General features: G+C 65.1%; 23 protein-coding genes and 1 pseudogene. 11 read left to right on the forward strand and 13 right to left on the reverse strand.

Annotation, left to right across the window (positions count from 1 at the left end; genetic code table 11):
- The first annotated feature begins 105 nt into the window (after positions 1-105).
- The 4 genes from CF68_RS05095 (at position 106) to CF68_RS05110 (ending at position 4,655) form a co-directional block, all read left to right on the forward strand.
- Positions 106-1,527 carry a DUF1254 domain-containing protein gene (locus tag CF68_RS05095; protein ID WP_035816479.1) on the forward strand — a complete coding sequence of 474 codons (1,422 nt, stop codon included), beginning with the start codon at positions 106-108 and terminating at the stop codon, positions 1,525-1,527.
- 351 nt (positions 1,528-1,878) lie between these two features.
- On the forward strand, positions 1,879-2,913 hold the full coding sequence (locus CF68_RS05100) for a DUF1254 domain-containing protein (RefSeq protein WP_035816481.1): 1,035 nt from the start codon (positions 1,879-1,881) through the stop codon (positions 2,911-2,913).
- Between the two features lie 15 nt (positions 2,914-2,928).
- Positions 2,929-3,759 (forward strand): phosphatase PAP2 family protein, encoded by an 831-nt coding sequence (locus tag CF68_RS05105; protein ID WP_035816482.1) that lies wholly within the window; start codon positions 2,929-2,931, stop codon positions 3,757-3,759.
- A 29-nt stretch (positions 3,760-3,788) separates the two neighbouring features.
- Positions 3,789-4,655, forward strand: coding sequence for a hypothetical protein (locus tag CF68_RS05110; RefSeq protein ID WP_152548452.1), 867 nt, complete (start codon positions 3,789-3,791; stop codon positions 4,653-4,655).
- Between the two features lie 80 nt (positions 4,656-4,735).
- On the opposite strand, the gene CF68_RS05115 is transcribed toward CF68_RS05110, so the two are convergent.
- On the reverse strand, positions 4,736-5,731 hold the full coding sequence (locus CF68_RS05115; RefSeq protein WP_035816484.1) for an AraC family transcriptional regulator: 996 nt from the start codon (positions 5,729-5,731) through the stop codon (positions 4,736-4,738).
- A 157-nt stretch (positions 5,732-5,888) separates the two neighbouring features.
- On the opposite strand from CF68_RS05115, the pseudogene CF68_RS35990 reads away from it, so the two are divergent.
- The 6 genes and pseudogenes from CF68_RS35990 to CF68_RS05140 form a co-directional block, all read left to right on the forward strand.
- Positions 5,889-6,227 (forward strand): annotated as a pseudogene (locus tag CF68_RS35990) (DNA polymerase ligase N-terminal domain-containing protein); the annotation flags it as partial.
- A 196-nt stretch (positions 6,228-6,423) separates the two neighbouring features.
- Positions 6,424-7,377, forward strand: coding sequence for a hypothetical protein (locus tag CF68_RS05120; RefSeq protein WP_035816486.1), 954 nt, complete (start codon positions 6,424-6,426; stop codon positions 7,375-7,377).
- On the forward strand, positions 7,374-8,258 hold the full coding sequence (locus tag CF68_RS05125) for a ThiF family adenylyltransferase (protein ID WP_035816488.1): 885 nt from the start codon (positions 7,374-7,376) through the stop codon (positions 8,256-8,258). The genes CF68_RS05120 and CF68_RS05125 overlap by 4 nt, the downstream gene beginning before the upstream one ends.
- Positions 8,259-8,261: 3 nt before the next feature.
- Positions 8,262-9,485, forward strand: a complete 1,224-nt coding sequence (locus CF68_RS05130; RefSeq protein WP_035816490.1) for a hypothetical protein — start codon at positions 8,262-8,264, stop codon at positions 9,483-9,485.
- On the forward strand, positions 9,482-10,591 hold the full coding sequence (locus tag CF68_RS05135; protein ID WP_035816492.1) for a GNAT family N-acetyltransferase: 1,110 nt from the start codon (positions 9,482-9,484) through the stop codon (positions 10,589-10,591). The genes CF68_RS05130 and CF68_RS05135 overlap by 4 nt, the downstream gene beginning before the upstream one ends.
- A 4-nt stretch (positions 10,592-10,595) precedes the next feature.
- Entirely contained in the window at positions 10,596-11,603 is a 1,008-nt protein-coding gene (locus CF68_RS05140; protein ID WP_035816494.1) for a hypothetical protein, read from the forward strand.
- A gap of 49 nt (positions 11,604-11,652) precedes the next feature.
- Here CF68_RS05140 and CF68_RS05145 read toward each other — a convergent pair whose 3' ends face one another.
- The 9 genes from CF68_RS05145 to CF68_RS05185 all read right to left on the reverse strand — a co-directional run bounded on the left by CF68_RS05145 (position 11,653) and on the right by CF68_RS05185 (position 21,213).
- The gene (locus tag CF68_RS05145) at positions 11,653-12,339 is read right to left on the reverse strand and encodes a cyclase family protein (protein ID WP_035816542.1); all 687 of its coding nucleotides are present in this window, start codon (positions 12,337-12,339) and stop codon (positions 11,653-11,655) included.
- A gap of 101 nt (positions 12,340-12,440) precedes the next feature.
- Positions 12,441-14,093 carry a hypothetical protein gene (locus CF68_RS05150; RefSeq protein ID WP_235205673.1) on the reverse strand — a complete coding sequence of 551 codons (1,653 nt, stop codon included), beginning with the start codon at positions 14,091-14,093 and terminating at the stop codon, positions 12,441-12,443.
- A 104-nt stretch (positions 14,094-14,197) separates the two neighbouring features.
- Positions 14,198-15,025 (reverse strand): class I SAM-dependent methyltransferase, encoded by an 828-nt coding sequence (locus CF68_RS05155; RefSeq protein ID WP_035816544.1) that lies wholly within the window; start codon positions 15,023-15,025, stop codon positions 14,198-14,200.
- A gap of 89 nt (positions 15,026-15,114) precedes the next feature.
- Entirely contained in the window at positions 15,115-15,459 is a 345-nt protein-coding gene (locus CF68_RS05160; RefSeq protein ID WP_013956828.1) for a Na+/H+ antiporter subunit G, read from the reverse strand.
- Between the two features lie 279 nt (positions 15,460-15,738).
- The gene (locus CF68_RS05165; RefSeq protein WP_013956829.1) at positions 15,739-16,011 is read right to left on the reverse strand and encodes a K+/H+ antiporter subunit F; all 273 of its coding nucleotides are present in this window, start codon (positions 16,009-16,011) and stop codon (positions 15,739-15,741) included.
- On the reverse strand, positions 15,996-16,499 hold the full coding sequence (locus CF68_RS05170; RefSeq protein WP_010812079.1) for a Na+/H+ antiporter subunit E: 504 nt from the start codon (positions 16,497-16,499) through the stop codon (positions 15,996-15,998). The genes CF68_RS05165 and CF68_RS05170 overlap by 16 nt, the downstream gene beginning before the upstream one ends.
- 3 nt (positions 16,500-16,502) lie before the next feature.
- Positions 16,503-18,044, reverse strand: coding sequence for a monovalent cation/H+ antiporter subunit D (locus CF68_RS05175; RefSeq protein WP_035816498.1), 1,542 nt, complete (start codon positions 18,042-18,044; stop codon positions 16,503-16,505).
- Entirely contained in the window at positions 18,041-18,409 is a 369-nt protein-coding gene (locus tag CF68_RS05180) for a Na+/H+ antiporter subunit C (RefSeq protein ID WP_035816500.1), read from the reverse strand. The genes CF68_RS05175 and CF68_RS05180 overlap by 4 nt, the downstream gene beginning before the upstream one ends.
- Entirely contained in the window at positions 18,409-21,213 is a 2,805-nt protein-coding gene (locus CF68_RS05185) for a monovalent cation/H+ antiporter subunit A (protein WP_035816503.1), read from the reverse strand. Before CF68_RS05185 ends, CF68_RS05180 begins: the two co-directional genes overlap by 1 nt.
- A 316-nt stretch (positions 21,214-21,529) precedes the next feature.
- Between CF68_RS05185 and CF68_RS05190 the strand changes: the two genes are divergently transcribed.
- A complete protein-coding gene (locus CF68_RS05190) occupies positions 21,530-23,098 on the forward strand; it encodes an EAL domain-containing protein (RefSeq protein WP_035816504.1) in 1,569 nt (522 codons plus the stop codon).
- Between the two features lie 21 nt (positions 23,099-23,119).
- On the opposite strand, the gene CF68_RS05195 is transcribed toward CF68_RS05190, so the two are convergent.
- Genes CF68_RS05195 through CF68_RS05205 form a run of 3 tightly spaced genes read right to left on the reverse strand, consistent with a single transcriptional unit; the run spans position 23,120 to position 26,550 of the window.
- Positions 23,120-24,124, reverse strand: a complete 1,005-nt coding sequence (locus CF68_RS05195) for a tripartite tricarboxylate transporter substrate binding protein (RefSeq protein ID WP_035816505.1) — start codon at positions 24,122-24,124, stop codon at positions 23,120-23,122.
- A 51-nt stretch (positions 24,125-24,175) separates the two neighbouring features.
- Positions 24,176-25,324: a nitronate monooxygenase family protein gene (locus tag CF68_RS05200; protein WP_235205674.1), complete on the reverse strand. Its 1,149-nt coding sequence runs from the start codon at positions 25,322-25,324 to the stop codon at positions 24,176-24,178.
- On the reverse strand, positions 25,321-26,550 hold the full coding sequence (locus CF68_RS05205) for an acyl-CoA dehydrogenase family protein (RefSeq protein WP_035816506.1): 1,230 nt from the start codon (positions 26,548-26,550) through the stop codon (positions 25,321-25,323). Before CF68_RS05205 ends, CF68_RS05200 begins: the two co-directional genes overlap by 4 nt.
- Positions 26,551-26,579 lie beyond the last annotated feature (29 nt).

Below are 26,579 nucleotides of genomic sequence, written 5' to 3' on the forward strand. Positions count from 1 at the left end.
TGCTGCCACTCACGGGAGCACAAACGAACGGGCCGGCCGTCGGCGTCACGGTGCATTTCTGATCTCAGCAGCATGTCAGGTTGTTTGCAATCAGGGGGAGAGCCTATGAAGATCACTCGCCGTTCCATGTTATTGGCCGGATCGAGCTTATTCGCCAGCCTGGCAATGGCTCGCTCAGCGCTCGCCGAGCAGGGTGCCATTTACGACCTTGGCGAAGGCTCGGAGGATTTTGGTCTGGCGATCGATGCATACATCTTCGGATACCCATTGGTGACGATGGAGATGACCCGTCGGATCATCACCAATGTCGCCGAGCCAGGGGGAATACGGGGTCCGATGGGGCATATCATCAAGGCGCGCAGCTACCCCGACGCATCATTCAGGGATGTCACGGCGCCGAACGCCGACACGCTATACACAAACGCCTTCTTTGATGTTGGCAGTGAGCCCTGGGTGCTCAGCATCCCCGATATGAAAGGCCGTTATTCCCTGATGCCAATGCTCGATGGCTGGACGACGGTGTTCCAAGTTCCGGGCAAGCGCACGACCGGCACAGGAGCGCAGACCTATGCGATAACCGGACCGGGCTGGAAAGGAACACTGCCGGAGGGTGTAAAGGAGTACAAAGCGCCCACCAGTATCGTATGGCTACTCGGCCGTATTTATTGCACCGGAACGCCGGAAGACTACGCTGCGGTTCACAAATTGCAGGACGAATTCAAGCTCGTTCCCCTCAGTGCGTATGGCAAGCCTTACACACCGCCGTCAGGCAAGGTCGATCCGACCCTCGACATGGTTACAGCAGTGCGTGATCAGGTCAATCGAATGGATGCGGTGTCTTACTTCACGCTGCTTTGTGAACTGATGAAGACGAACCCGCCGTCAAGTGCCGATGCGACTCATGTCGCAAGGTTCGAGCGCATCGGCATCGTCCCTGGTAAAGACTTTGACCAAAGCAAGCTTAAAGCGGATTTTGCCAGTCGCGTTCCGAAGACGGCGGTCGACAGAATTATGCAGCACTATATGACACTCAAGGACGAGAACGGCTGGTCGTTCACGACCAACACGGGAATCTACGGCACCGATTACTTGATGCGGGCTCTCATAACCGCTGTCGGGCTTGGGGCTAACCGTCCTCAGGATGCGATCTATCCGATCTCGAAGGTGGATGCGGAGGAGCATCAATACAACGGGTCGAACAGGTATGTCATGCGTTTCCCTAAAGGTCATTTGCCGCCTGTAGAGGGGTTCTGGTCGTTGACGATGTATGACGATGGATACTTCTTCGTGAACAACCCGCTCAACCGATATTCGATCAGTCCGCGTCAAAACTTGCAGGTCAACCCAGACGGATCGACCGATCTCTACATCCAGAAGGATTCGCCTGGTAAGGATAGGGAGTCGAATTGGCTTCCCGCACCTCCCGGGGAGTTTATCCTGATGCTGAGAACGTATTGGCCGAGCGAGGCAGACCCGTCCATCATCAACGGAACATGGGCTATTCCTGCTGTCCGGAAAGTCAGTTGAGAGTCTAAGCTAATCCCACTCCAGTGAACTTCGCGAAAGCGCACTTCGTGTGGCTCACGATACGTAACCTGACAGCAGGGCAACGTATCAATCAGCGTGACCCATACCATCGAATTGCAACCATAACGCGGCCAACTTCGGCGAGAAATGGTCGTTGCCTGTTTCGCCCGTTCACTTGCACACATCCTGGCGGCAGCGTCTTTGGCATCAAAAGGCAAGCCTTGGGCGAGACGCCGTCATAGAATCCGCAAGGTAATGGTACGGCCAGCACGTGCTGCCATCAGCGGCCACGCATTGGACGAATGCGTGGCCGGCGGATGCAGGTTTTTTATCGGATCTAGAGGGTCCCAAATGTCTTATTCATCTGTGGTGCGCACAGTCGCCCTGGCTTTAGCAACCTTGGGGATGGCAAATGCGCAGGCCGCCGCCGATACGGCGATACCCGTAGGTATCGCCAATTTTGCCCGTGCCGAGTCTGATCTCTACATGGGCAAGATGGTGTCCGACGGCAGTTTCGGCAAGTTTGTTCATAGCCGGGAGCCAGCGTCCATCGATGCCCAGAATGTCATCCGGATGAACCGGGACACGCTCTATTCAGGAGGCGTGTTCGATCTTGATGCGGGCCCTGTCACGATCGAGCTGCCTGAGGCAGGCAAGAGATTCATGTCGATGCTCGTGGTCGACGAAGACCACTACGTACCCGCCGTCTTTTATACCGCGGGCCGCCACGTCCTGACGAAAGAGGAAATCGGGACCCGCTATGTCTTTGTCGCTATCCGCACGTTGGTGGATCCGGCGGATAAAAAAGACATCGAACGGGTGCATGCGCTGCAGGACGCCATTCGGGTCAGCCAAGACAAGGCCGGGGAGTTTGTCATTCCGAAATGGGATCAGGCGAGCCAGAAAAAGGTGCGTGACGCCCTGCTGGTGCTGGCCTCGACCCTTCCCGACTATAACCAGGCGTTTGGTGCCAGGGGCTCGGTCGATCCCGTCCAGCATCTGATCGGGACCGCGGCGGGATGGGGCGGAAACCCCAGTAAAGACGCCATCTACCTCACGGGAGTGATGCCGCAGAACGACGGAAAAACGGTGTACCGGATCAATGTCGGGTCCGTTCCCGTCAATGCGTTCTGGTCTGTAGCCGTCTACAACGCCGAGGGCTACTTCCAGAAGAATCCCTACGACGCCTATTCATTGAATAATCTCACCGCCGAGAAGAACGCTAATGGGTCGATTGACATTCAGTTCGGCGGTTGCGACGGAAAGATCGCGAATTGCCTGCCCATCATGCCAGGCTGGAACTACACAGTGAGGCTGTATCAGCCCGGTGAACAGATACTGAGTGGCCAATGGCGTTTCCCGCAGCCACAGCCCGTAGCTCGATGAATCCGGAGTCCTCGTATGTACAAAATCTCCATCTTCAACCGCACACTGGTAGCCGCTGGCGGGCTGCTGTGCATGTCGGCTTCCGCGTGGCCCGGTGCGCAAGCGCTTTCCCCTGCGCCGGGAAAAGTTACCGATCCGCACTTCGAATTGGCCCCCGGCTACCTGAAGCAGGCGGACCTCCCAAATAGCTTGCAGCTCCTCGGGCCCCCTCCCTCGAAAGACAGCGCCGCGTTTGCGCGTGACGAAGAGGCAAGAAAGGCCGCCCTCGCGCTGAGTGGAACCGCCCGCTGGGAGATGGCCAGACGGGATGCCGATCTCAGGTTCCCGGCGCCTGCGGAGAATTTCTCTTGCGCCATGGGCGTCAGGATCGACGAGCAATACACGCCCCGGACCTATCAGGTTATGCAACGTGTATTGACGGACGCAGGGCTTTCCACCTATGGCGTCAAGAACAAATACAACCGAACCCGGCCGTTTGCTCTGCATGACGAAGGGACATGCACGCCGCAGGATGAGGAAATCCTGCGAAACGATGGCTCTTATCCTTCGGGCCACACTGCTGCGGGATGGGCCTGGGCGCTCGTCCTGGCCGAAATCTACCCGCAACGAGCGAATGAGTTGCTGGCGCGCGGCCTTGCCTTCGGGCAAAGCCGTGTGATTTGCAATGCGCATTGGCAAAGCGATGTTGACGCCGGGCGAGTGATGGGCGCTGCGACTATTAGCAGGCTTCAAAGCGACGCCGGTTTCCAGGCCGACCTGGATGCCGCGAAACGTGAGTTGAAGAACGTCAAGGCGGCGGGAGGAAGTGCGCCAATGGATTGCTCTGCCGAGGCCGCCGCGTTTTGATGAGAACGGTTCCATACGGACTTGGCGATATGGGGAATGCGGCCAACCGGACACGGGCCGGGTATCTCCCGCGTTGCGGCTGGTCGCTAACGAGGGGACAGAGGAGCGCCGGCTTTCTGTTCACCCTGTTGCTGGCGGCTGCCTCGGCATTGCCGGGGGCCGCGCGAGCGGATGAAAACGGCCGCGCTGCGGACTCCCCCCTAGCGGCAAGGCCAGAAAGCAATTCAGATTGGCAGTTCAGCGTAAACCCCTATCTCTGGATGGCCGGGGTCCAGGGTACGGTCCGGCAATTTGATTCTCCGCCTGCCAGGATCAAATCTGACTTCGGGCAGATTTTTAATGAGCTGGACTATGCATTCATGGGGATCATCGAGGGGCGTCGCGGCCGCTACAGCATCTTCGCCGATTTGGCGTATACAAAGACCTCTGTCAGAGACTCTACGCCCAAGGGCGTCTTGGCGGAAGAAATCAGTGTGACCTCGCAATCATTCTCAGGCCTGCTGGGGGGCGGATACACCGTGCAGAGCACGGATCGCTTGCATCTGGACTTGATTGCCGGGGTGCGTGTCTGGAGCGTGAGCACTACGTTGAATTTTCATGGGGGAATTCTCGACCATGTGAAACAGCGCGACAGCGCTACCTGGGTTGACATGGTTGCCGGTTTTCGTGGCACGTATTCCTTTACCGACAAAGTCTATCTCACCGGTTGGGGAAACATCGGCACCGGCCAGGCTGATCTTGACTGGGACGTGGTTGCGGGCGTTGGTTACAAGATAAAAACCAACCTGTCCGCGATGGCTGGATACCGGATCCAGGGCGTGGATTATAGGAAGAATGGATTCGAGTTCGACGTCATTCAGAAAGGACCGATCATGGGAATTACCTACCGGTTCTGAGCTTTGTGCAAGCCCGGGAGGCTTTGCTGCGCGCATGCCTGGCTTGCAGCGCCATGCCGTCGGGCGACAGGGATGGGAACTTATCCCTTGCTCAGCCCACCCTGTTGCGAGGCAGCGCGGTAGCGCGACGGCGTGTCTCCGGTCCAGCGCTTGAAGGCGCGCGTGAAATGCGCCTGATCGCTGTAGCCGACCATATAGGCAATCTCGGTAGCGCTATATTTCCCGTCGGCAAGCAGCTTAAGGGCTTCGCTGCGGCGCGTTTCATCTCGTAGCTCATCGAAATCGACGCCACAATACTTGAGGCGGCGTTGCAGCGTCCTGGGAGAGATGCCAATGCTTCTGGAGATGACGGCAAGTTTTGATTGGCTTTGATCCGACACTTGCTTGATCAGCATGCCTGCTGTTTCAACCGTCCACTTCAGCGCTTCGGTGGTTTTCCAGGCATCATCGCACATATGTGTCAGCGGCGTGTCGAGCAGATCACGATCAAATTCGATCATATTGTAGTCTGCATTCATCTCCAGGTTCGGGCCCAGGCATTCTTCAAGCGCTCCGTCTCCTCTTGCCCGTGAGCCTTTGATGTGGACACGTATGGCCGCCGCGTCGTTGGCCATAAGAGGGATTTTTCTAAGTACCGAAAGGCTTCCCAGAATGAATTGCCTGGGATCCGACCCGCATTCGCCCGTGAACTGATGGACGAGTTTTGTCGTACGCCCCTCGGTGACGATTTTTATCTGCCCGCCTTGATGCAGCAAGGACGCATGCGCAGCGGCCATTGCGCAAGCCTGGGCCAGGTTGGCCGAGCCCAGGATCAATGCACCCCAGGTGCCGAGTGAGCGTATTTCCGTCAGATGACCCACATAGGCGCCGCTGAACGGATCCTGTGCAACCGCTGCCATTTCATTGGCGATATGAAAGCAGACCGCCCGCGGCAACCATATATCGGGATTCTGGAAAATATTTGGCGAAATGCCGAGACGCTGGAAGAACTCCAGTGGCGACACTCCTCGCATGGCAAGGTAAGGCGCTATCTGGAGGAAACTACCAAGTTTGATGGATGGCGTGGCATTAATCATAAGTGTTCACTCCTGGTTAACACCTGCGCGCCTGTGCGTGGAAAGCGCCTTGGCGAGTACGGTGCCGACAACGGGCCGCTTTCTCGATAGAGCCACTGCCAATCAAAGTCCTTTTGGCAGGCAGAAAATAGCGTGCCATTTTATCAAAACCCCGTTCCTGTATGAAGCCTCTGGAAGTGGGCGCAGGAAGCATGGCAACTCGCACCAGCTTCGCTTCGTAATTCAGAAGCACTGGGCCAGGCGATCGCACTCCAACTTTCGACTGGAGCTTGACGGTGTACTTGTGAGTAGGGCTGTCCCCAAAGGACCCAGCTTCGATCCGGCTGAGAAGCGGATTGCGATCCATGTCGAGGACCATCCGCTCGACTATGCAAATTTCTAGGGCGCGATTCCGCCAAAGCAGTATGGCGCGGGTACCGCAATTGTCTGGGACCAGGGGCCGCGCGCCTGGGCGGTAGGCATCGGACGCTTCGGCGCCATGGCGGGCCCTCTCGTTGGCGGCTACACCGCTGGGCTCAACATCTCGCCGATCTGGAATTTCGCGATTTTCGCCGGGGCCGCGTTTGTCGCCGGGCTGGCCAGGGGACTCTTATTCCTGTGGCACGCCCGTGACACCATGGACTGGCTGTTATATGCTCCAGTCCACACTTGCCTCCGAGTCCGTCCACACAAGAACAATCAGCCAAACCTGCATGCTCAAATTCATCGGGCGTTTTCGACAGCGGCTGCGCTACCTGGACCTGAGCCTGAAGGCCAGCCGGTCCGTCCGGATCCGCGTCGTCGAACGGCCCGGCTTGTGGATGGACGCCCGGCACCTCGAAGCCATGCTGGTCGAGATGCGCGGCATCGTGCAGCGGGGAATCGGCAAGGATCTCGACTACGGGGTGCTTTCCGGCGACCCTGAAAGGCTGCGGCGGGCCGTGATCACGCTGCTTTATGACCGGGACAGCGGCCAGCCGATTGCATTCAATGCGCTGTCGGTCATGCCGATCGAGGTCAAGGGACGGCCGGCCGAGGCGATTCACCTTGGGCTGGTGATGGTCGATCCCGGCTATCGCACGCAAGGACTGTCCTGGGTGCTGTACGGGCTGACCTGCATCCTGCTTTTCTTCCGCCGCGGCCTGCGGCCGATCTGGATCAGCAATGTGACCCAGGTGCCGGCCATTATCGGCAAGGTTGCCGAGGTCTTTGTTACGGCCTATCCCAATCCCTTTGAGCCGTCGCGGCGCAGCTTTGAACACCTGAGCGTGGCCCGCGAGATCATGAAATCGCACCGGCATGTCTTTGGGGTTGACCGGGCGGCGGGATTTGACGAGGCGCGCTTCGTGATTACCGATGCCTATACGGGCGGCTCGGACAATCTCAAGAAGACGTTCGACCAGGCGCCGAAGCATCGGGACGAGCGCGCCAACGAACTCTGCCAGCGGGAACTCGATTACCAGCGTGGCGACGATTTCCTGCAGATCGCCTGCCTGGACCTGGCCAGCGCACGGAAATACCTGTTGCGGGAAGTCCCTCGGGACTCCCTGCCCGCCATCCTTTATCAGATTGCGTTCCTGGCTGTCGGTCGGATCGTCCTGCCATTGTTCCACTGGCTGAATCCGCGCGAGCCGCTGGGAGACCTGCGCGCAAGGAAGAGCCAATGATTCCACCCTTCTCCTACGAGGAATTCACGACCCGCAATATCGGTTTCGTAACCGACGCGGAACAGCAGCAATTGCGCAATGCACGGGTGCTGATCTGCGGCGTCGGCGGCATGGGCGGCGCCTGCCTGCAGGCGCTGGCACGGGTGGGCATTGGCGGCTTTGCGCTGGCGGACTTCGATGCGTTCGACGTGTCGAACCTGAACCGCCAGGTGTTTGCCAGCCTGGATACGGTTGGCGTGAACAAGGTCGAGGCCACCGTGGCGCAGATCCGGCGCATCAACCCGGAACTTGCCATCGAGACCTTCGGCGCCGAGTGGACCGACAAGCTCGATGACCTGCTGAGCCGCTACAAGATCGTGGTCAACGGCATGGATGACATGGCCGCGGGCATCGCGCTCTATCGCAAGGCGCGGAAGCATGGTGCGACCGTCATCGACGCCTATACCGCTCCCCTGCCCTCCGTCACGGTCGTCCGTCCGCAAGATCCCCGGCCTGAGGAGCGTCTTGCCTATCCCACGGCCGGCATGGACTGGAAGTCCCTGACGCCGGAGGTCAGGCAGGAATGCCTGGGCAAGGAACTCGAATATGTGATGGTCAACTCGAGCTCCGTCCGGCATGTGGAGCTTGGCATTGCCAAGGACCTGCTGACCGGCAAGCGCAAGCGCATGTCGTTTGCGCCGATGGTGATCACCACCGGCAACCTGATGGCTTTCGAAGCGATCAAGCTGGTGCTTGGCCGGCCGCGGCTGGCCGGTGTGCGCGGCTATTTCTTCAATCCCTGGACCATGCGTATCGAGACGCCGCGCAATGCGCTGACGGCGTGGGCCGTGCGCGCGCTGGTACGGCGCTTCATGGCAAGGTTGATGCGAGATGAGGGTTGACGCGTGATTGACGCCCTGGCAAGCGATGTGGCCGTTACCTGGCTCGGCGCGGCGGGCTGCGGGCTCTACCTGCATTTCCTTTGGTCCCGGCGCGAGGCCGGGGCCGGCACGGGCCTGTTCCTGTTCGGGGTGCTGACGGCGCTGCTGGCAGTCCGGGGCTTTTCCTGGCTGTTTGGCGGCACGCTGCTGGCGCAGCTGGTGTTTGCGGCGGCAACCCTGCTGCCCATTGCCATGACCCTGTTTGCCGAGCACCTCCTGCGGCGCCACCACCCGTTGTGGCTGAAGCTGCTGGCGCTGGGCGTGTCGGTGTTGTTCTTCGTCATCAATCTCTTCACCGATCTGTCGGGCAATTCGCCGCTGCTGCTGGCGTTCCTTGGCTGCTTCGCCGTGGTCACGGCAAGCAATGGCTGGTTCCTGCTGTGGCTGCGCGATGCCGAGCTGTCCGACAACGAGGAACGCCTGGCCCGGGCGGTAGTTGTGGTCGTGGCCCTGGCCGTCCCGCTCGCGGCCACCGACTTCCGCGAGGAACTCGGCCATGTGCCGGTTCGCCTCGGGGCGCTCGGGGCGCTGGCATTTGTCTATGTGTTCCTGAATCTGTCGGAATCGCAGCGGGTCGTGCGCGGGCTGCTGGCGCATATCGCAGCCGCCCTGCTCTTCGCCGTCGTGCTGGCCAGCGTGATGGCGCTGGCCTCGCGCGGGCCCGGCCCGGGCTTCGCCGAGGCTGGCCTGCGCGGCATGCCCGTTGCCATCGCATGGGTGCTGCTGACCGCCATTTTTGTCCGCATTCGCGCCATGTCGCTGGCCGGTGAAGGCAACGCGTTCCTGCGCTGGCTGCTCCATGCCCGGCTGGATACGCCAGAGGGTTTCCTGCATTCGCTCAGGCGCCTGCCGCAGACCGCCGACCATGTAGTGCTCGGCAACGCGGAGCTTGCTGGCTACGCGCTGGACGCGCTGTTCGACCTGGCAGGAAGGCGTCGTGAGCCCGTGTCGATCGGCGACGCCAGGGCCTGGGCCGGGATCCGGGAAGGCGATCGGGTCGAGGCCGCGGAGCAGCTGGTAGACCTGCTCGAGCGCCATGAAATGACCCATGCCCTGCTGATCGCGCGCCAGCCTGCCCAGGTGGTGCTGCTGAACCTGCCGCAAGGCGCCAACGCGGCCATCGGCGAGCTGCGCGCGGCGGTGATCCTGCGGCTGGCGCGCCATCTCGGGCAGCGGGAGGCCGCATGACAACCGTGCTGCGTGAAGGCGATTTCGACGCGTTCTTCGAGGCGCCCTTCGCCTGCTATGGCCGCGATACCCACTTTGTCTCGCCGATGAAGGGGGATCTAGCGCGCGCGCTGGACCCGGCGAAGAACCCGCTGTTCCGGCAGTTTGCGCGCCGCACCTGGTTCACCGCCCATCGGGACGGACGGATCGTCGGCCGTATCCTGGCCCATATCCACGATGCGTCCAATCAGCAATACGGCCAGAAGCGCGGCTACTTCGGCATGTTCGACTGCGTCGATGACGTGGAGGTCGCGCAAGCGCTGCTCGACGCGGCGGCGGGCTGGGTGAAGCACAACGGCTGTGACGAACTGGCCGGCAGTTTCAACCTGACGATCACGCAGATGATCGGCATCGTCACCGAGGGCTTCGAGCATCCGCCATACACCTACCAGGAATACACGCCGCCGCATATTGCCAGGCTGCTCCAGGCATGCGGCTTCGAGCCGTTCTTTCCGATGCGCACGTTCGAGCTCGACGTGCGCAGCTACGATCCGGCGCAGTTGATCGGAAGCAAGCAACGCGCGCTGCTGGATGATCCCGCCTGGCAATTCGAGCCGATCCGGCGGCGCGGCTTTGACCGGCGCCTGCGGGAAGCATGCGCTGTCCTGAACGATGGTTTCGCCGGCAACCCGATGTTCGTGCCGCTGACGGAGGAGGAATTCCTGTTTCCCTGCGCCGGCATGATGTGGATCATCGACGAGCGCCTGTCCTATACCGCTTACTTCAACGGGGAACCGATCGGGGTGCTGCTGTGCGTGCCGGACCTCAATCCGTTTCTGCGCGCCACCGGCTTCCGCCTGAAGCTATCCACGCTCTGGCATCTGATCAGGTTCCGCGCCAGCCGCAAGCGTGCGGCGATCATCTTTTTTTCCGTGCGCAGGGACTACCACAGCCGCGGCGTCAACGCCGTCATGCTGCACCATCTGCTCACGGCGATGCGCGGTGCCGGGTACTCGCACCTGGGCATCAGCTGGGTGTCGGATTCGAATGGCGCCAGCCTGAAGCAAATGGAGAAGATGGGGGCCACGATGCTGCATCAACTGCATCTCTTCAGGAAAGCCATCTAGCGATATGCTTACGCGAGACCAGCAACTCACCCTCGTTGCCCAGGCTGGCCGCGCTCCCAGCGCGCACAATATCCAACCCGCTCGCTGGCGCTTTGCCGGCGACAAGGTTGAACTGTTTGAAGACCCTGCGCGATGGCTATCCGTGGGCGACCCCACCGGGCGGGACAACCAGATCGCCCTGGGCATGGCCTGGGAAGGCATGGCCATGGCGTTGTCGACGCTTGGGTTGGGACTTACGCAGCCTGAGGTCTCCGGCCTGCCCTACCCGCCCGCTACCCAGGGCTTGCGCCCGGCCGCATCTGGCCTGATCACACCCGGTGCGAGCCCGGATCCCCTTGCCGCCTTCGTGGACGCGCGCCGCGCCTATCGAGGCAAGTTTCACCGTGCGCCCCCGCCGCAGATCAAGTCGTTGGGCGAATGCGCTGCAGCCCACGCGGAGTTCGTCACGCTGGCGAGCGAGAACAGCACAGCGCAAATCGCCAATTGGTATGACGACGCCGCGGCTGCGGGATTGAATGACCCACGGTTTGCCGAGGAACTCTACCACTGGCTGCGCTTGTCGCCGCATGATCCCGGGTGGCCGCGCGACGGGCTTTCGGCCGAATGCATGGCACTGTCGCGGTGGGAAGCCTGGGGCGCGTCGATTGCGCTGAGACCCCATGTGGTCCGGCTGCTCTCGGCGCTTTCGCTGACCCGCCTGCTGGCATCGGAAAGCGCAAAAATAAAAAGCGCGGCCCGGATCGTCCTGATTCATGCCGCACCCGACGTCACGATTTTTGACATCGGGCGCCGCTGGTACCGGTTCTGGCTGGCCATGACCGCCAGGGGATTTGCCGGCGTGCCGATGTCGGCGCTGGCCGATTCACCTGGCCATGCCGCCCTGCTTGCCGAAAGCCAGCGCTTGCCGCGCGGAAACCGGCTCGTGAACATCATGCGCTTTGGGCCTGTGCCGGTTCGGGGCATCCCGCGAAGCGCAAGACTCCCCACCGCAGAGCTGATGCACGCATCCTGAGCCAACGACGCTTGCGCGGCTGCGGCGCTTACCCGGGGCGCGGTCCTGGCTATGCGTGTTCGCGCACCTCGGCGAAAGCGCGGACGGGGAAAGCCGCCGCGTCCCGCGCCTTCAGCGGGATGGAAAAGAAGCGAAACGGCACGCCATGCAAACGCGACAGTCCGGTGAGATTCTCGACGATCAGGATGCCTCGTCCCAGCAACCGGGTGTGCGCCGGGCGTTCCGGGTCCTGGGTGGAGTCGACGTTCGCGCAGTCCACCCCGAACAAGGCAATGCCCGCATCGCAGAGCCGGTCTATCACGTCGCGTGAGACAAACGGGTGCGATCGATAGATCTCCGTTCCCCAATGCCGATCCCAGTCGAAATTCATCAGCACCGCTCGCCCTGCGAGATGCTCGGGAAACTGCAGGTCATTCCACGCCAGTTGTTGCCCGGGGGTCGCGTGGCGGGCATCGATGACCACGCCGTCAAGCACCAGCCGGCTGAGATCGAGGGCAGCAATATCTTCCGCGCCTTCGAAGCGGTGACGGGGTGCATCCAGCTTGGTGCCGACGGATGTCTGGAATGCCACCTCGGAAATCTCGAACGAGGCCTTGCCCTCGTAGTGCCAGCCTGATTGCGCATGCGTCATGAACGGCCGGATATGCGCGGTCAGTTCGACCGCTTCGCCGGTTTCGTGCTTGAAGAGGACGCCAGGCATCCCGTCGTGGAACACATGAGAGAGATCGACAATCATCTTCTGCGCTCCATCCTGGTTGCGCTGAACCGATGCTACTGCCGGGCCTTCAGCCGGGTCAAGCTGCCAAAAGATGGCGTCGTGAACGGGGGCCCGCAAGGCTAGAGCAGCTTCAGGAATTCCAGCAACGCATCCTTGTCGCTTTCGGCAAGGAGCGAGAACTCCTTTTCATGGCCGCGGTTGTCGCGCCCCGCTGTCGCGGTGTCGTAGAGCACGGGTTTCGACCACGGCTGGTAGCTGGCCGGATAGGCCCAGGTGCCGTCCGCATCGAGCCTGCCGGCGATGCCCAGCTTGCCGTAGTCCAGTGCATGACCACCAACCCAGAAGCGCCTGGGCCGCGCCTGCGGATGCATGAGATGCCAGAGCGTGGGCACGGAGCCGTTATGAAGGTACGGTGCCGTCGCCCACACGCCGGAGAGGATGGGCGCGACATAGCCCCCGGTGTTGGCGGCGTCGATATGCTTGCCCAGCTCGGAGCGCGAGATGGCTTGCAGCAGGCCGCGATCGATCGCTTGCCAGCGCGTCGGGTCAGTACCGATATCCGCCTGTGCCACCAACCGGTTGGGGAAGCTGACAAGGCGCGGGCGCTCTGGGTCCTGGCTGTAGCTGCCGTGGCACTGGGCGCAGTTGGCATCAAAGACGGCGCGGCCGCGCGCGGCGCGGGGGCGGTCAACCGGCCCCGGAAACGGCGGCGGAGTGTAGCCCGCCATGAACCGCATGACGTCTTCCACCTGCGGAATGGCGCGGCCGGCGCGATCCGGCGGCATGCCCATGGTCGGCACGGTGAAGAAGGCCACGATATGCGCCAGCCGCCCGGCATCATCGGCGGCAGCGGGCGCCACTGGCGCAAAGCGCGGCGCGCCCTTGCTGGTATAGACGCCGTCGTAGAGCAGCGATGAGCGCAGGCTGCGGTAGCCCAGTTCCGGAATCGAGGTGGAACCGCTGGCGGCCGTGCCCGCCGAGAGCAGATGAAACTGGAACTTGAGTGCCGCGACACCATTGGTGCTGCCGGCCGCGCCGTTGCTGAACGGCAGTGGCTCGTCACCGCTGGCTTCGAGTTCCGCCACCCGTTTCACCAGCCGCGGCCAGACGAATTTCCGGATGGTATCCAGTTCCTCCTTGCTTGTTTCGGGGTAAAGCTGGCGGATGGCCGAGAGGAGCTTTTCCGGATCGGATTTCACCCGCTTCACCGCCTGATAGACCGCAGCGACGAAGGCGTCGAGGTTGAGGGAGGTATTCGGCAGCCCCAGCCAGACATCGTTGGTGGGACGCCCGTCCTTGCCGTAGGTGATGCCCGCATGGCACGATGCGCATCCCAGGTTGGACACCTCCAGGCGGATCTTCGGGAGGTCCCGGCCGATCATTCCGCTGACCACGCCCAGGGGCTTGTCGAAGCTGGGCTGTTGCTGGCGCGGCCAGTTGCGGACCGCATCGGGATAGATGAAGCCGAACTCGCGCAGGGCGCGGCGCAAGGCATCCTGGGTGACCGAAACGCCGGGGCCACCGGCCAGCAACAGCGCCGTCGTTGCCAGCTTCCACGGCAGCGCATTGGTCTCCAGGGTATCGGTGCTCAGGCCGCCGAAGTCATCGAAGACAAAGCGCACCGCCCCGAGGTCATCGGCACGATCCCCGGCCCTGAAGTCCCGCATGACCGCGGATTCGCCTTCGGCGTAGCCACGCAAGAAATCGCATCCCGATAGCGAACACAACAGCAGACCGATCGCGAGCACGCGTACAAGGGGCATCGTAATCATCGTCCGCGGGTCCTGTCGTCGTCATGAGCCTGGCTACAGTATCGGCGCAAGCGGCGATTTGCGCACGCCCGGCGATGGCCTGGCGGCGACCTGCCGGGGCAGCTTTACCCGGCGGGCGCCGTTACCATCACCACATGCGCCTGCATCGGACCAGCCAATGGACCCGCGCCGTAAGCCTCCAGGAACGCCTGTTCGCAATGGTCAGTTGCCCGGCCGAGCGCTTCCGGCCCGCGCCGCTCCAGGTCGGCGCGCAACGGCGTGCCCTGGCAGAATGCCACCGCCGGGATGCGGGCGGCGCTGGCGCGGCTGGTTGCCGCAACGGTTTCAAAGACCGGGGATGACTGGAATCCGCCCAGGCGCAGGTCCTGCTCGATGGCGGCCTGGCTGTGGTAGCCATGCGGGACGCGGGCCATGAACTCGGGCGGTGAGTCGGGAAACAGCGTGGCGAGCGCCCCGGTAACATCGCGGGCAAAGGCGTTGAATTCCAGCTGGTCCCAGACATTGAAGATCAGCGTGCCGCCCGGCACCAGCACGCGGCGGGCTTCGGCGAAGGCGCGGCCCTTGTCCGGGAAGAACATCACGCCAAACTGGCAGGCGACCATGTCGAAGCTGGCATCGGCAAACGGCAGCGCCATGGCGTCGGCCTCGCGCCAGTGCACCGGGCGGCTGGTGCCGGCCTGCTCCGCGCGCGCCAGCATCGGCGCGTTGAGGTCGGTGGCAACGATCATGGTATCGGCCGGCAGCCGCCCGGCGATTTCCCGGGTCAGCACGCCGGTGCCGGCGGCCAGTTCCAGCACCCGGCGCGGCTGCAGCGCGGCGATGCGGGCAGCCATGTCGGCAGCGTATGGCGCAAAGATCATCGGCACCATCAGGGCCTCATAGACTTCCGGAATCGCGCCCGCGAAGACTTTGTCCGAGTGTTGCAAGTCCATGAAACCCCCTGCCCTGGCGTGGAAGATGCCGGCATCGCCTGACTGGGTGTAGGACACATTGCGGCGAAAGTAAACCGTCGCGGCCATACCTAGTCGCGGATGCGCGGCATCCAGCCGCTTCCGCGCGTGCGCGGATCCACCGGCAGCTGGCGCTGCAGCGCGGCCTTGGCCAGCATGTGGGCACTGATCGGCGCGGTCAGGAACAGGAAGGCGGTCACCAGCAGTTCATGCAGGCTGGCATCGCCCCGGAAGCTGAAGTATGCCACCGAGGCCAGCACCACCCCGCCCACGCCCAGCGTGGTCGACTTGGTCGGCCCATGCAGCCGCATGAAGAAGTCCGGCAGCCGGAACAGCCCGATCGCCCCGACCAGCATGAACACGCTGCCCACCAGCAGCAGCGCGCACACGATAAATTCCGCAACAGGATGCAGCATCTGGCGCTCCCAAGGGCCTGTTCACATATAAAACGTGCGCGCGCAAGGGGGATACGCGGCGCAGGGCTAGGCGCCAGTCGCGCCGCTTGGTCATTCCAAGCAAGCGGCTGGCAACGACGCCGTGCGCCGCGTATCCCCCTTGCCCTCCGGGTTGGCCCGAGCCGGGGCCATCTACTTTGTCGGGCGCCTTGCAAAGGGAATGACCCTTTGCGGCGACGCCCTTCGCGTAGCTGACCCCGGCTCGGGCCAACGCGCGTACGTTTTATATGTGAACAGGCCCTAGTATTCGATGATGTCGCCGCGCTGCAGGTACTTGGACAGCGCCACGGTGCCGACGAAGCCCATCACCGCGATCAGCAGCGCGGCCTCGAAGAACAGTGCCGAATCCAGGCTGATGCCTAGCACCACGATCAGCGCGATGGCGTTGATATTCAGCGTGTCCAGCGCCACGATGCGGTCCGGCAGGCTGGGTCCGCGCAGCAGCCGCGCCAGGGTCAGCAGGAAGGCCAGGCCCAGGATCACCAGGCAGACCGGTATCACGATGGCAAGCATTGGAAGATCTCCTTGAGCGGGGTTTCATAGCGCGACTTGATGAGCTCGACCAGCGCGGCCTCTTCCTCCAGGTCCAGCACGTGCACGAGCAAGGCGCGGCGATCGTCGCTCAGCTCTGCGCACAGCGTGCCGGGGCTGAGCGAGACGATGCTGATCAGTGCGGTGGTGGCGAGTTCGTGCTCGACATCGAGCGGCACCACGATAAAGGCGGGGCGCAGGCGCGCGGTGGGGCCCAGCACCATGATGGCCACTTCCACGTTGGCTTTCACGATATCGAACAGCACATGGATGCTGAGCCGCAGGATCAGGTCGGGCCGCGACAGGCGGAAGGCGCCCAGCACCAGCCATCGGTCGGCCAGCCGGCCGATGGCCCAGCCCAGCAGCGCCCCCAGCAGCCAGTGTCCGGGGGCCAGGCTGTTGGTCAGCAACAGCCACATGATCATCAGGATCAGGCTCAGCCACGGATGGGGAAGCAGACGCTGTAGCATGGCTTACCCCGGCTGCCCGGGCAGCACTGCCCGGAGATAGGCGGCGCGGTCCAGCAACTGCGCCGCCGCGTCGGCCACATAGTCGCTGACCGGCCGCGCGCATACCGTCAGTGCGACATTGCCCGCCAGCAGCAGTGCGCAGCAGGCCAGCTTGCGCGAGTCGGGCCGCACGCGCACGCGTGCCGCGCCGGGATGGTCTTCGTCTAAGTACTCATTCCCTTCCGGCACGCGCTCGGCCTCATGCGGCAGCCGCCACAGCAGCCGCGTGCCGGTGCGGGACACGGCAATCAGCAGCAGCAGGCCCGACACCAGCACCGCGGGCCACAGCGCCGGCACCCACGGCGCCGGAGTCGCGCGCAGGACCATGAGCTTGCCGAGGAAGCCCGACAGCGGCGGCAGCCCCACCGCTGCCACCACGCCCACCAGGTACAGCAGCCCGGCCAGCCGCGAGGCACTGACCGGGGCCCCGTCCTCGCGCGCCGGCTCCGGCTCCAGCGCGTCGGCCAGCAGGAACAGCGCGGCGGTGCACAGCGTGGTGCTGAGCAGGTAGAACATCGCCGCGGCCCAGCCGGCCTGCGTCTGCATCGATACGCAGGCGGCCAGCAACCCGACTGATGTCACCACGAGGTAGCTGGTCATCGCGCGCAGCGTGCCGGCGGCGACCGCGCCCAGCGCGCCGACCGCCAGCGTGACCAGCGCCAGCACGAACACCCAGTCATGCAGGAAGGGCCCCAGCAGCCCCTGCGGGCCGCCGAAGATCAGCGCATCGCAACGCAGCATCGCGTAGATGCCGACCTTGGTCATGATGGCAAACAGTGCGGCGACCGGGCCGGTGGCGCTGGCGTAGGCGCGCGGCAGCCAGAAATACAGCGGGAACAGCGCCGCCTTCAGCGCGAAGACCAGCATCAGCATGGCGCCGGCGGCCACCGCCAGCGGCAGGTCCTGGGCCGGCAGGCCGGCCAGGCGCAGGCCGAGGTGCGCCATGTTCAACGTGCCCGACAGCCCGTACAGCACGCCGACCGCCACCAGGAAGAACGACGACGCCACCAGGTTCAGGATCACATAGTGCAGCCCGGCGCCGATGCGCGCGCGCCCTGCCCCATGCACCAGCAGGGCATAGGACGCGATCAGCAGGATCTCGAAGAAGACGAACAGGTTGAACAGGTCGCCCGCCAGGAAGGCGCCGTTCAGGCCCATCAGCTGGAACTGGAACAGCGCATGGAAATGCCGGCCCTGCCGGGCCGTGCCGTCTCCCGCCGCCGCCAGCGCGGCGACGGCCAGCACCACGGTCAGGGCCAGCATCATCGCGCCGGTGCGGTCCAGCTGCAGCACGATGCCGAACGGGGCGGACCAGTTGCCCATCGCATAGACCACAATCTCGCCGGCAGCCGCCTGGCGCAGCAGTTGCACCGCCACTGGCGCCAGCAAGAGCGTGGCCAGGGCGCAGACGATGCGCTGCGCGCGCAGCCGCTGGGCCGGCATCGCGGTCAGCAGCGCACCGGCAAACATGGGGATCAGGATGGGCAGCAGCACGGCATGGTTCATGGCCGCGGCCCCTGATTGCCGCCATCGGCGGCGCGCCCCCCGGGCTGGCCGGCGGCGTCGACATGGTCGCTGCCGGTAAGCCCCAGCGAGCGCAGCGCCAGCACCACCGCGAACGCCGTCATGCCGAACGCGATCACGATCGCGGTCAGCACCAGCGCCTGGGGCAGTGGGTCGGCATAGCTGGCGCCCGCCACGATCACCGGCGGCCGGCCGATCGACAGGCGCCCCATGCCCAGCAGGAACAGGCTGACCGCATACGACAGCAGCGTCAGTCCCAGTACCACGGTGAAAACGCGCTCGCGCAGCAGCAGGTAGATGCCGCCCGCGGCCAGGATGCCGATGGTGATGGCGTAGAGCGCGGCCATCAGGCGTCCTCCGCGGCCTGTGCCGGCGGCAGGTTGCGCACGCCCAGGTGCGATACGATCACCAGCGTGGTTCCCGTCACGGTGCAGAAGACTCCCAGGTCAAAGATCATCGCCGTGGCCAGCTCCACCTCGCCGATGCCCGGTATGTGGAAATGCCCGAAGGCGGTGGTCAGGAACGGATAGCCGAAGGCCAGGCTGCCCAGCCCGGTCAGGCCCGCCAGCAGGATGCCCGCGCCGGCAATGGCGCGATAGTCCGGCGCAATGCGAGCTTCGGTCCAGCGCACGCCGCTGGCAACGTACTGCAGCAGCAGCGCCACCGACGTGATCAGCGCCGCGACAAAGCCGCCGCCCGGCAGGTTGTGCCCGCGCAGCAGGATAAAGACCGCCACCAGCAGCGTCAGCGGCAGCATCAGCCGCGCCAGCATGGCCAGCAGCAGCGGATGCGCCTGGCTGGTCCATGGCAGGCCATCGGGCGCCGCCGACGGCGTGTCCAGCCGCATGCCCTTGAGCAGCGCCTGCACCGCCAGCCCTGCGATCAGCAGCACGCAGATCTCGCCCATGGTGTCGAAGCCCCGGAAATCCACCAGCAGCACGTTGACCACGTTGTGCCCGCCGCCGCCGGGCACGGACTGGTCGATGTAGAAGGCAGACACCGGGTCATAAGGCCGCGTCATCACGGCGTAGGCCGCCACCGCCAGCAAGGCGCCGCCGCCAAGCGCCAGCACCAGATCCCGCCCGCGGCGCGCAGCCCCGGCGCGCTCCGGCGTCTCGCGCGGCAGGTAGAACAGCGCCAGCACCAGCAGCAGGATCGTCACCACCTCAACCGAGATCTGCGTCAGCGCCAGGTCCGGCGCGGAGAACCGCAGGAACGCCATCGACACCATCAACCCGCAGCCGCCCAGCAGCACCAGCGCGAGCAGCCGCTGGCGGTGCGTCACCACCACGCCCACCGCGCACAGCCCGAGCAGCGCCAGCGTGGCGGCGCCGATCAGGTCGATGGCGCCCGCCGGCACGCTGCCGCCGAGCCATTCCAGGTCGGCCAGGAAGTATGCCGGCACGGCCAGCAGCGCCAGCAGCATCCAGGCGACATAGGTCTGCAGCGAGCCGTTCTCGAGCCAGCGCGTGACGGCCGCGGCAAAGCGTTCCAGCGCATGCATGCCATGCTCGAACGACTGGCGCGCGCTCAGGTGGTCGATCGCCTGCTGCAGGCGCCGCAGCGCGTCGCGGCGCAGGAAGAACAGGGCCGCGCCCCCGGTCATCGACGCCAGGCTCATCAGCAGCGGCAGGTTGACCCCGTGCCACAGGTTCAGGCTGTACTCTGGCAGGGGCGCGCGCAGCGTGGCCAGCGAAGCCGCCGCCAGCAGGTCGCCCACGGTATAGGCCGGCACCAACCCGACCACCAGGCAGATCACCACCAGGAACTCCACCGGCACCTTCATGAAGCGCGGCGGCTCGTGCGGCGGGTAGTTGGGCACGTCGGGCTGCCGGGCACCGAAGAACACGCCGTAGATAAAGCGCAGCGAATAGGCCATTGTCAGCGCCCCCGCCAGCGTCGCCGCGGTCGGGATCACCCAGTTGAAGTCGCCCAGCAGGCCCTGCGCCAGGGTCTCGCCGAAGAACATTTCCTTGCTGAGGAAGCCGTTGAACAGAGGCACCCCCGCCATCGACAGCGATGCCACGATGGCCAGCACCGCGGTGTGCGGCATGTAGCGCGCCAGCCCGTGCAGGCGGTCCAGGTCGCGCGTGCCGGTTTCATGGTCGATGATGCCGGCCGCCATGAACAGCGACGCCTTGAACACCGCGTGGTTGATGATGTGGAAGATGGCCGCCACCGTGCTGAGCTGGGTATCGAGCCCGAACAGCAGCGTGATCAGGCCCAGGTGGCTGATGGTGGAATAAGCCAGCAGCCCTTTCAGGTCGCGCTGCAGCAGCGCCAGGCCGGCGCCCACGATGAGCGTGGCCAGCCCCGTCATGCTGACCAGGTAGAACCAGCTGTTGGTGCCGTCGAGCACCGGATAGAGCCGCGCCAGCAGGAACACGCCGGCCTTGACCATGGTGGCCGAGTGCAGGTAGGCCGAGACCGGCGTGGGCGCGGCCATGGCATGCGGCAGCCAGAAACTGAACGGGAACTGCGCAGACTTGGTGAAGACCGCCAGCAGCACCAGCACCAGCATCGGCAGGTACAGCGGGTGGTGCTGCACCTTGCCGGCTTGCGCCAGCACCTCGGACAGCTCGAAGCTGCCGCAGATATGGCCCAGCAGCAGCACCCCGGCCAGCAGCGCCAGCCCGCCGCCGCCCGTGACCGCCAGCGCCATGCGCGCGCCCTGGCGCGCATCGGTGCGCCATGACCAGAAGCCGATCAGCAGGAACGACAGGATGCTGGTCAGCTCCCAGAACACCACCAGCAGCAGCAGGTTGCCGGCCAGCACCACGCCCAGCATGGCCGCCATGAACAGCAGCAGCAGGCAGAAGAAGCGCACCGCGGATTCATTGCGCGCGAGGTAGTAGCGCGCGTACAGGATCACCAGCAGGCCGACGCCGAGCACCAGCAGCGCAAACAGGTACGACAGGCCATCCAGCCGCAGCGACAGGTCCAGCCCGAGCTGCGGCAGCCACGCCACGCGCCAGCCCAGCGCATGCCCCGGCTGTTCGAAGACCGCGCCGCGCAGGCTCAGCAGCAGCACCAGCGCGGCCAGCGGCAAGCCGATGATGACCGGCGCCAGCATGCGCGCGGCCCGCACGCCGATCAACCACGCCAGCGCCGCGGCCAGCAGGGGCAGCGCGATCAGCAGCACCAGCGCCATGCGCCCCCCTCAGCCGTTGCCAGGGGTCACGGACGGCGTGTGCCGGCCGTCGACGCGCCGGGCGGCAGGCCGGGCCGATGGTGCTTGTCTTGCAAATGGGGCGGTGGTCATGGGCCAGTTCCTCTATGCGGGCAGTCGTGCCCCCTACTGTCCGGATTCTGCCGGCATTGCGCAAGTCATGCTTGCCTTATTGCGCGGCGCACGAAAAAATTCATCGTTTTGCAAAAAGAATCTGAATACGCGCGGCGATGGCGCGTGCTGCGCAGCAGCGACCGCACGTAGTACCCTTCGACAACGCATGGCTGACAGGACAACAATGAAGCGGCCTTTGTTCCTTGCGATGGCAGTGATACTGGCATTTGCCGCGGCCGTGTTGCCGATTGCGGCCAGCATGCGCGTGGCCGAAGAGGAAGTCGCCCGGCGCGAGGTGGCGCAACTGCAGATGCTTGCCAATGCTGCCGTCGCCCGCATGGGGATGGTCATGGCAGACGCCACTGGCGCGCTGCACGAAATGGAAGACCTGCCCGACGCGCCTTGCTCCGACGGCAATCTGGCCAGCCTGAGGCGCATCACCTTCACCTTCCACCACCTGCGCGATGCCGGGCGCTATGCCGGCAATTACCGGTTGTGCTCGGCACTGCTGGGCGACGTCTTCCGGCGGCATATGACATTGCCCGAGCCGGACTGGCGCGACACCCAGGGCTTTGAATACTGGTTCGACCTCGACAACCCGTTTGGCGCCCCCGGCCCCGCCATGCTGGTAGGGCGCCACGGCCACTACGTATCGATCGACCCCAAGTCATTCGTCGACATCGTCGAGCTCGATGGCCGGCACGTCGGCGCAGTCAATACTGCCACGGGCGTCTTCATCGCCACCACCACTGGCTCCGACGTGGTGCAGATGGCGCGCGAATACCAGCGCAACGCCAACGGCGCCGACGAACTCGACAATCCCGGCAGTTCCGTGCGCCGTTCCCCCCGGATTCCGTTCGCGGCCGTGGTTGTGGCACCGCCCACCACGCTGCTGGCCACCTGGCCAATGCTGGTAGGCTCTTTCGTCGTGGCGGGGCTGGCGATCGGCGTGCTGCTGGCCGCGCTGGTGTTTCGCGCCATGTCGCGCCGCGTGACCATGGAGGGCGCGCTGCGCAACGCCGTGCGCCGCCGCCGGCTGGAAGTGCACTACCAGCCGATCGTCGCGCTGGAAGATGGCCGCTGCGTGGGCGCGGAGGCGCTGCTGCGCTGGAAGCGCGACGGCCAGCCGGTGCCGCCCGACCTGCTGATCACGCTGGCCGAGCAGACCGGGCTGATGCCGCAGATCACCGACCTCGTGCTCGACCGCGCCATTGCCGAACTGGGTCCGCTGCTGCGCGCCAGGCCCGGCTTCTATGTGTCGATCAATGTTTGCGCGGATGACGTCAGCTCGCCGCGTTTTCTCGACGTGCTTATCGCGCGCCTGCGGGGCACCGGGATCGCGCCCCGGCAGATCCGCATCGAGATCACCGAACGCAGCTTCCTGCACGCCGAGACCGCGCTCGAAGTGATCCAGGCCTTCCGCGATGCCGGGCATCCGATCTACATCGACGACTTCGGCACCGGCTACTCCAGCCTGTCTTACCTGCAGGTATTCAAGGTCGATGTGCTGAAAATCGACAAGTCGTTCATCGACACCATCGGCCGCGAGGCGGCTTCCAGCTCGGTGGCGCCGCACATCATCGCCATGGCCGAGGCGCTGGGCTTCGAGGTCGTGGCCGAGGGCATCGAGCATGAGGAGCAGGCGCGCTTCCTGCGCGAGCGCGGTGCGCAGTTCGGCCAGGGGTGGCTGTTTTCACGCGCCTTGCCGGCAGACGGCCTTCAGGCGTACCTGGCATCCCCGGCGCGTCCCTGAGTTGTGACGCGCCGCGAGACACTAGGCACTTGCCTGGATATTGCGGGCCTTGATCAGCGCGGCCCAGCGGACCTGCTCCGCCGCGATCAGCCGGTCGAAGGCCGGCGCGTCTAGCGCCAGGATCTCCGCATCGAGTCCGGCCAGCTTGGTGCGCACGTCGGCCGTTCCCATGGCCTGCTGCAGCACCCCGCTCAGGTAGGCGATCACCTTGTCCGGGGTGCGCGCCGGCGCCGCCAGGCCATACCAGGAGCGCACCAGCACGCCGGGGTAGCCGGCCTCGGCAATGGTTGGCACCTCGGGCAGCGACTGGGTGCGCTGCCCGGCGTTGGCGGCCAGCGCGCGCACGCGCCCGGCCTTGATCAGCGGCAAGGCAATCGACTGCGACAACAGCGCGAAATGCAGCTGCCCCTGGCCCAGGTCCGGAACGGACGGCGGCTGCCCCTTGTAGCCGATATTGACGGCCTTGATGCCGGTGGCCTCGAAGAACAGCTCCTGCCCCAGGTGGATGGAGCTGCTGGTGCCGGGATTGGGCACGTTGATGCGGCCGGGCCGTTCGCGGGCCCAGGCGACAAACTCCGCCAGCGTCCTGGCAGGCACCGAGTCCGCCACCACGAATATGGCCGGCACCGCGGCCACGGCGCCGATGGCACGGAAGTCCCTGACCCGGATCGATGTCTGCGGATACAGGCTCTCGCTCACCGACAGTACCGGCGTGGCCGCCAGCAAGGTGTAGCCGTCCGGCTCGGCGCGCGACACGGCCTCAACGCCGATCTTGCCATCGGCGCCTGGCCGGTTTTCCACCAGGATGCGCTGCGGCATGGCCAGCGACATGCGGTCCGTGGCGGTGCGGATGGTGATATCGACCACGCCGCCGGCCGGATATGGCACCACGGCGTGCACCACGCGGCCCGGGTAGCCAGCCGGCGGGGGCGGCGCGGACGCGCGCGCCGCGGCTGGCAGCCATGCCGGCACGGACAGTCCCAGTGCCGCCTGCATTGTCGAAATGGTGAATTGTCTGCGGTTCATGCGGGTCTCCATGCGTGTCACGGTCTTTGCCGTTTGAGGGTCTGCGGGACGTCAGGCGCTGCGGGCCTCCAGGTAAGGCCGCAGCGCCGCCAGTGCCTCGCGCGTCTGCTGCACCAGGCGGTGCATCACGGTTGCCACCGGTTCGACCTGGCGGACCCAGGCCACGCTCTGGCCGGCTGCTTCGTACATCAGCGGCGCCACGGCATGCTGTTCAACGGCTGCCAGCAGCCGCCCGGTGAGCGCCTGCTGGTATGGCATCTCCAGCGGGGCAGGCGCGCCCGGTTCCTCCCACGCGTCCGAGAAGGCGCCGCGCACCACGCGGCAAGGCTTGCCGCTATGTGCGCGCGTGATGACGGTGTCTTCGCTGCCGGCGGCGATCAGCTTGTCGGCCAGCGGGCCGGCCAGCTGTTGCTCGCTGGTGCCCAGCCACAGTGTGCCCAGCCATGCGCCTTGCGCACCCATTGCCAGCGCCGCGGCAATCTGCGCCCCGGTGCCGACCCCGCCGGCGGCCAGCACCGGCCGCCCTTGCGCCGCGGCAATGATCTGCGGCACCAGGGTGAAGGTGCCGATCGGGCCGGTATGGCCCCCGGCGTCATAGCCCTGTGCCACCAGGATATCGACGCCGGCCTCGATGGCCTTGTGCGCATGCCGCGCCGTGCCAACCAGCGCCATGGTGGTCCTGCCGGCCTTGCGCACGCGCGCCAGCGTGCCGGGCGGCGTCCCCACGCCAGCGGCAAAGACTTCGATGTCGCTCTGCGCCACGGCCTCGACCTGCTCTTCGAAGAGCGCCTGCGAGCGGACATACTGCGAGAAGAAGTTGCCCTGCGTGGCTGGCGGCACCGCGAAGCGGGCAAACAGGCCGTCGACAAAGGCCTTGTGCCCTTCGGGCACCGCCGCAGCGACTGTGTCCGCATCCACCGCGCCCGGCAAGACGGTGGGCAACAGCAGGTCCACGCCGACCGGGCGATCCGGGCACAGCCGGCGCAGGTCGCGCAGCTTGCCGGCCAGTTCGTCGGGGCCGTCGCGCGCGGCCGCGTAGACGCCAAGCCCACCCGCATTGGAGATGGCGGCGGCCACTTCGATGCTATGGGCCAGCCCATACACGGGCCAACGGATGCCCAGCCGCCGGCACAGGGAATTGGTGAGCGGATCATGCACTGCCCCGGGCTGCTCCGCTTGCTCAGGCGTGTGCTTCATCATGCAGCTCCGAACAGGTCGGGTTCCAGGTCCAGGCACGGGTGGCGCGGCATCGCCGCCGCGGTCTTCATCAGGTAGCGCCCGATCAGGTTCTTGTGCACCTCGCTGGTCCCCTCGCCGATCTGGTTCATCTTGGCGTCGCGCATGAAGCGCTCCAGCGGATAGGCTTTCAGGTAGCCGTTGCCGCCGAGCAATTGCAGGCAGTCCACCACCACCTTCATGCACAGGTCCGTGCTGTGCATCTTGGCAATCGAGGCATGGATCGAGGTATCGGGATCCTGGCGGTCGTAACGCTGCGCGCAGGCATAGACCAGGCAGCGGGCGGCCTCGATGCGTGCGCCCATGTCCGCCAGCATCCACTGGATGCCCTGGTGCTCGCCCTCCGCGCGCCCGAAGACCTGCCGCACATCCGCGTACTGGGCGGCGATCTGCAGCGCCCCGCTCATGCGGCCCAGCGCGATGGCGGCGTGCCCGATGCGCGCCCGCACCAGCGTGTCCTGCGCCAGCGCCATCCCCTGCCCTTCTTCGCCCAGCCGGTTCTCGACGGGCACGGCTACCTCATTGAAATACACCTGGGCGATCGGCACGCCGTTCCAGCCCATCTTGGGAATGGTCGGCGACACCGAGATCCCGGCGCTGGCGCGCGGCACCAGGAAGGCGCTCAGCCCCTTGCTGCCGGCCGGTCCGTCAGCAAGGCGCGCCACCACCACGTACATGTCGGCCACGCCCGCGCGGGTGATGAACTTCTTGGTGCCGTTCAACACATAGTGGCCGCCGTCGCGGCGCGCCGTGGCCTGCAGCCCGGCCAGGTCCGACCCGGCACCCGGCTCGGTCAGCGCAAAGGCCGCCTGCTGCTCGCCCGATGCCAGCTTCGGCACCACGGCACTGCACAGCGCATCCGATCCGCCGGCGACGATCGGCCGCGACGACAGGTCGGTGCCGGTGACCAGCGACGCGGCCGTGCTGCATGCCCGCGCCAGTTCCTCGATGATGCGCACGCGCAGCAGCATCGAAGCGCCGGTGCCGCCCAGGCTGCGCGGAAAGGCGGTGGCGATGACGCCCTCTGCCGCCAGCAGCCGGAACGTGTCCCGGGCGAAGACGTCCTCGCGCCCGACCTGCTCGGCTTGCGGCCCGATCTGCTCCCGGACCAGGGCCTGGACCCGCGCCAGCATGTCGGCTTCCGGGGCTTCCAGTGAGATGAGCGGATGATGTTCGGCGTGGATTGGCATGCTGCGTGTCTCCTTTTGGTCTGGCCATC

It is taken from the genome of Cupriavidus sp. SK-4, from assembly GCF_000611125.1.
In the GTDB taxonomy this organism is placed as follows: domain Bacteria; phylum Pseudomonadota; class Gammaproteobacteria; order Burkholderiales; family Burkholderiaceae; genus Cupriavidus; species Cupriavidus necator.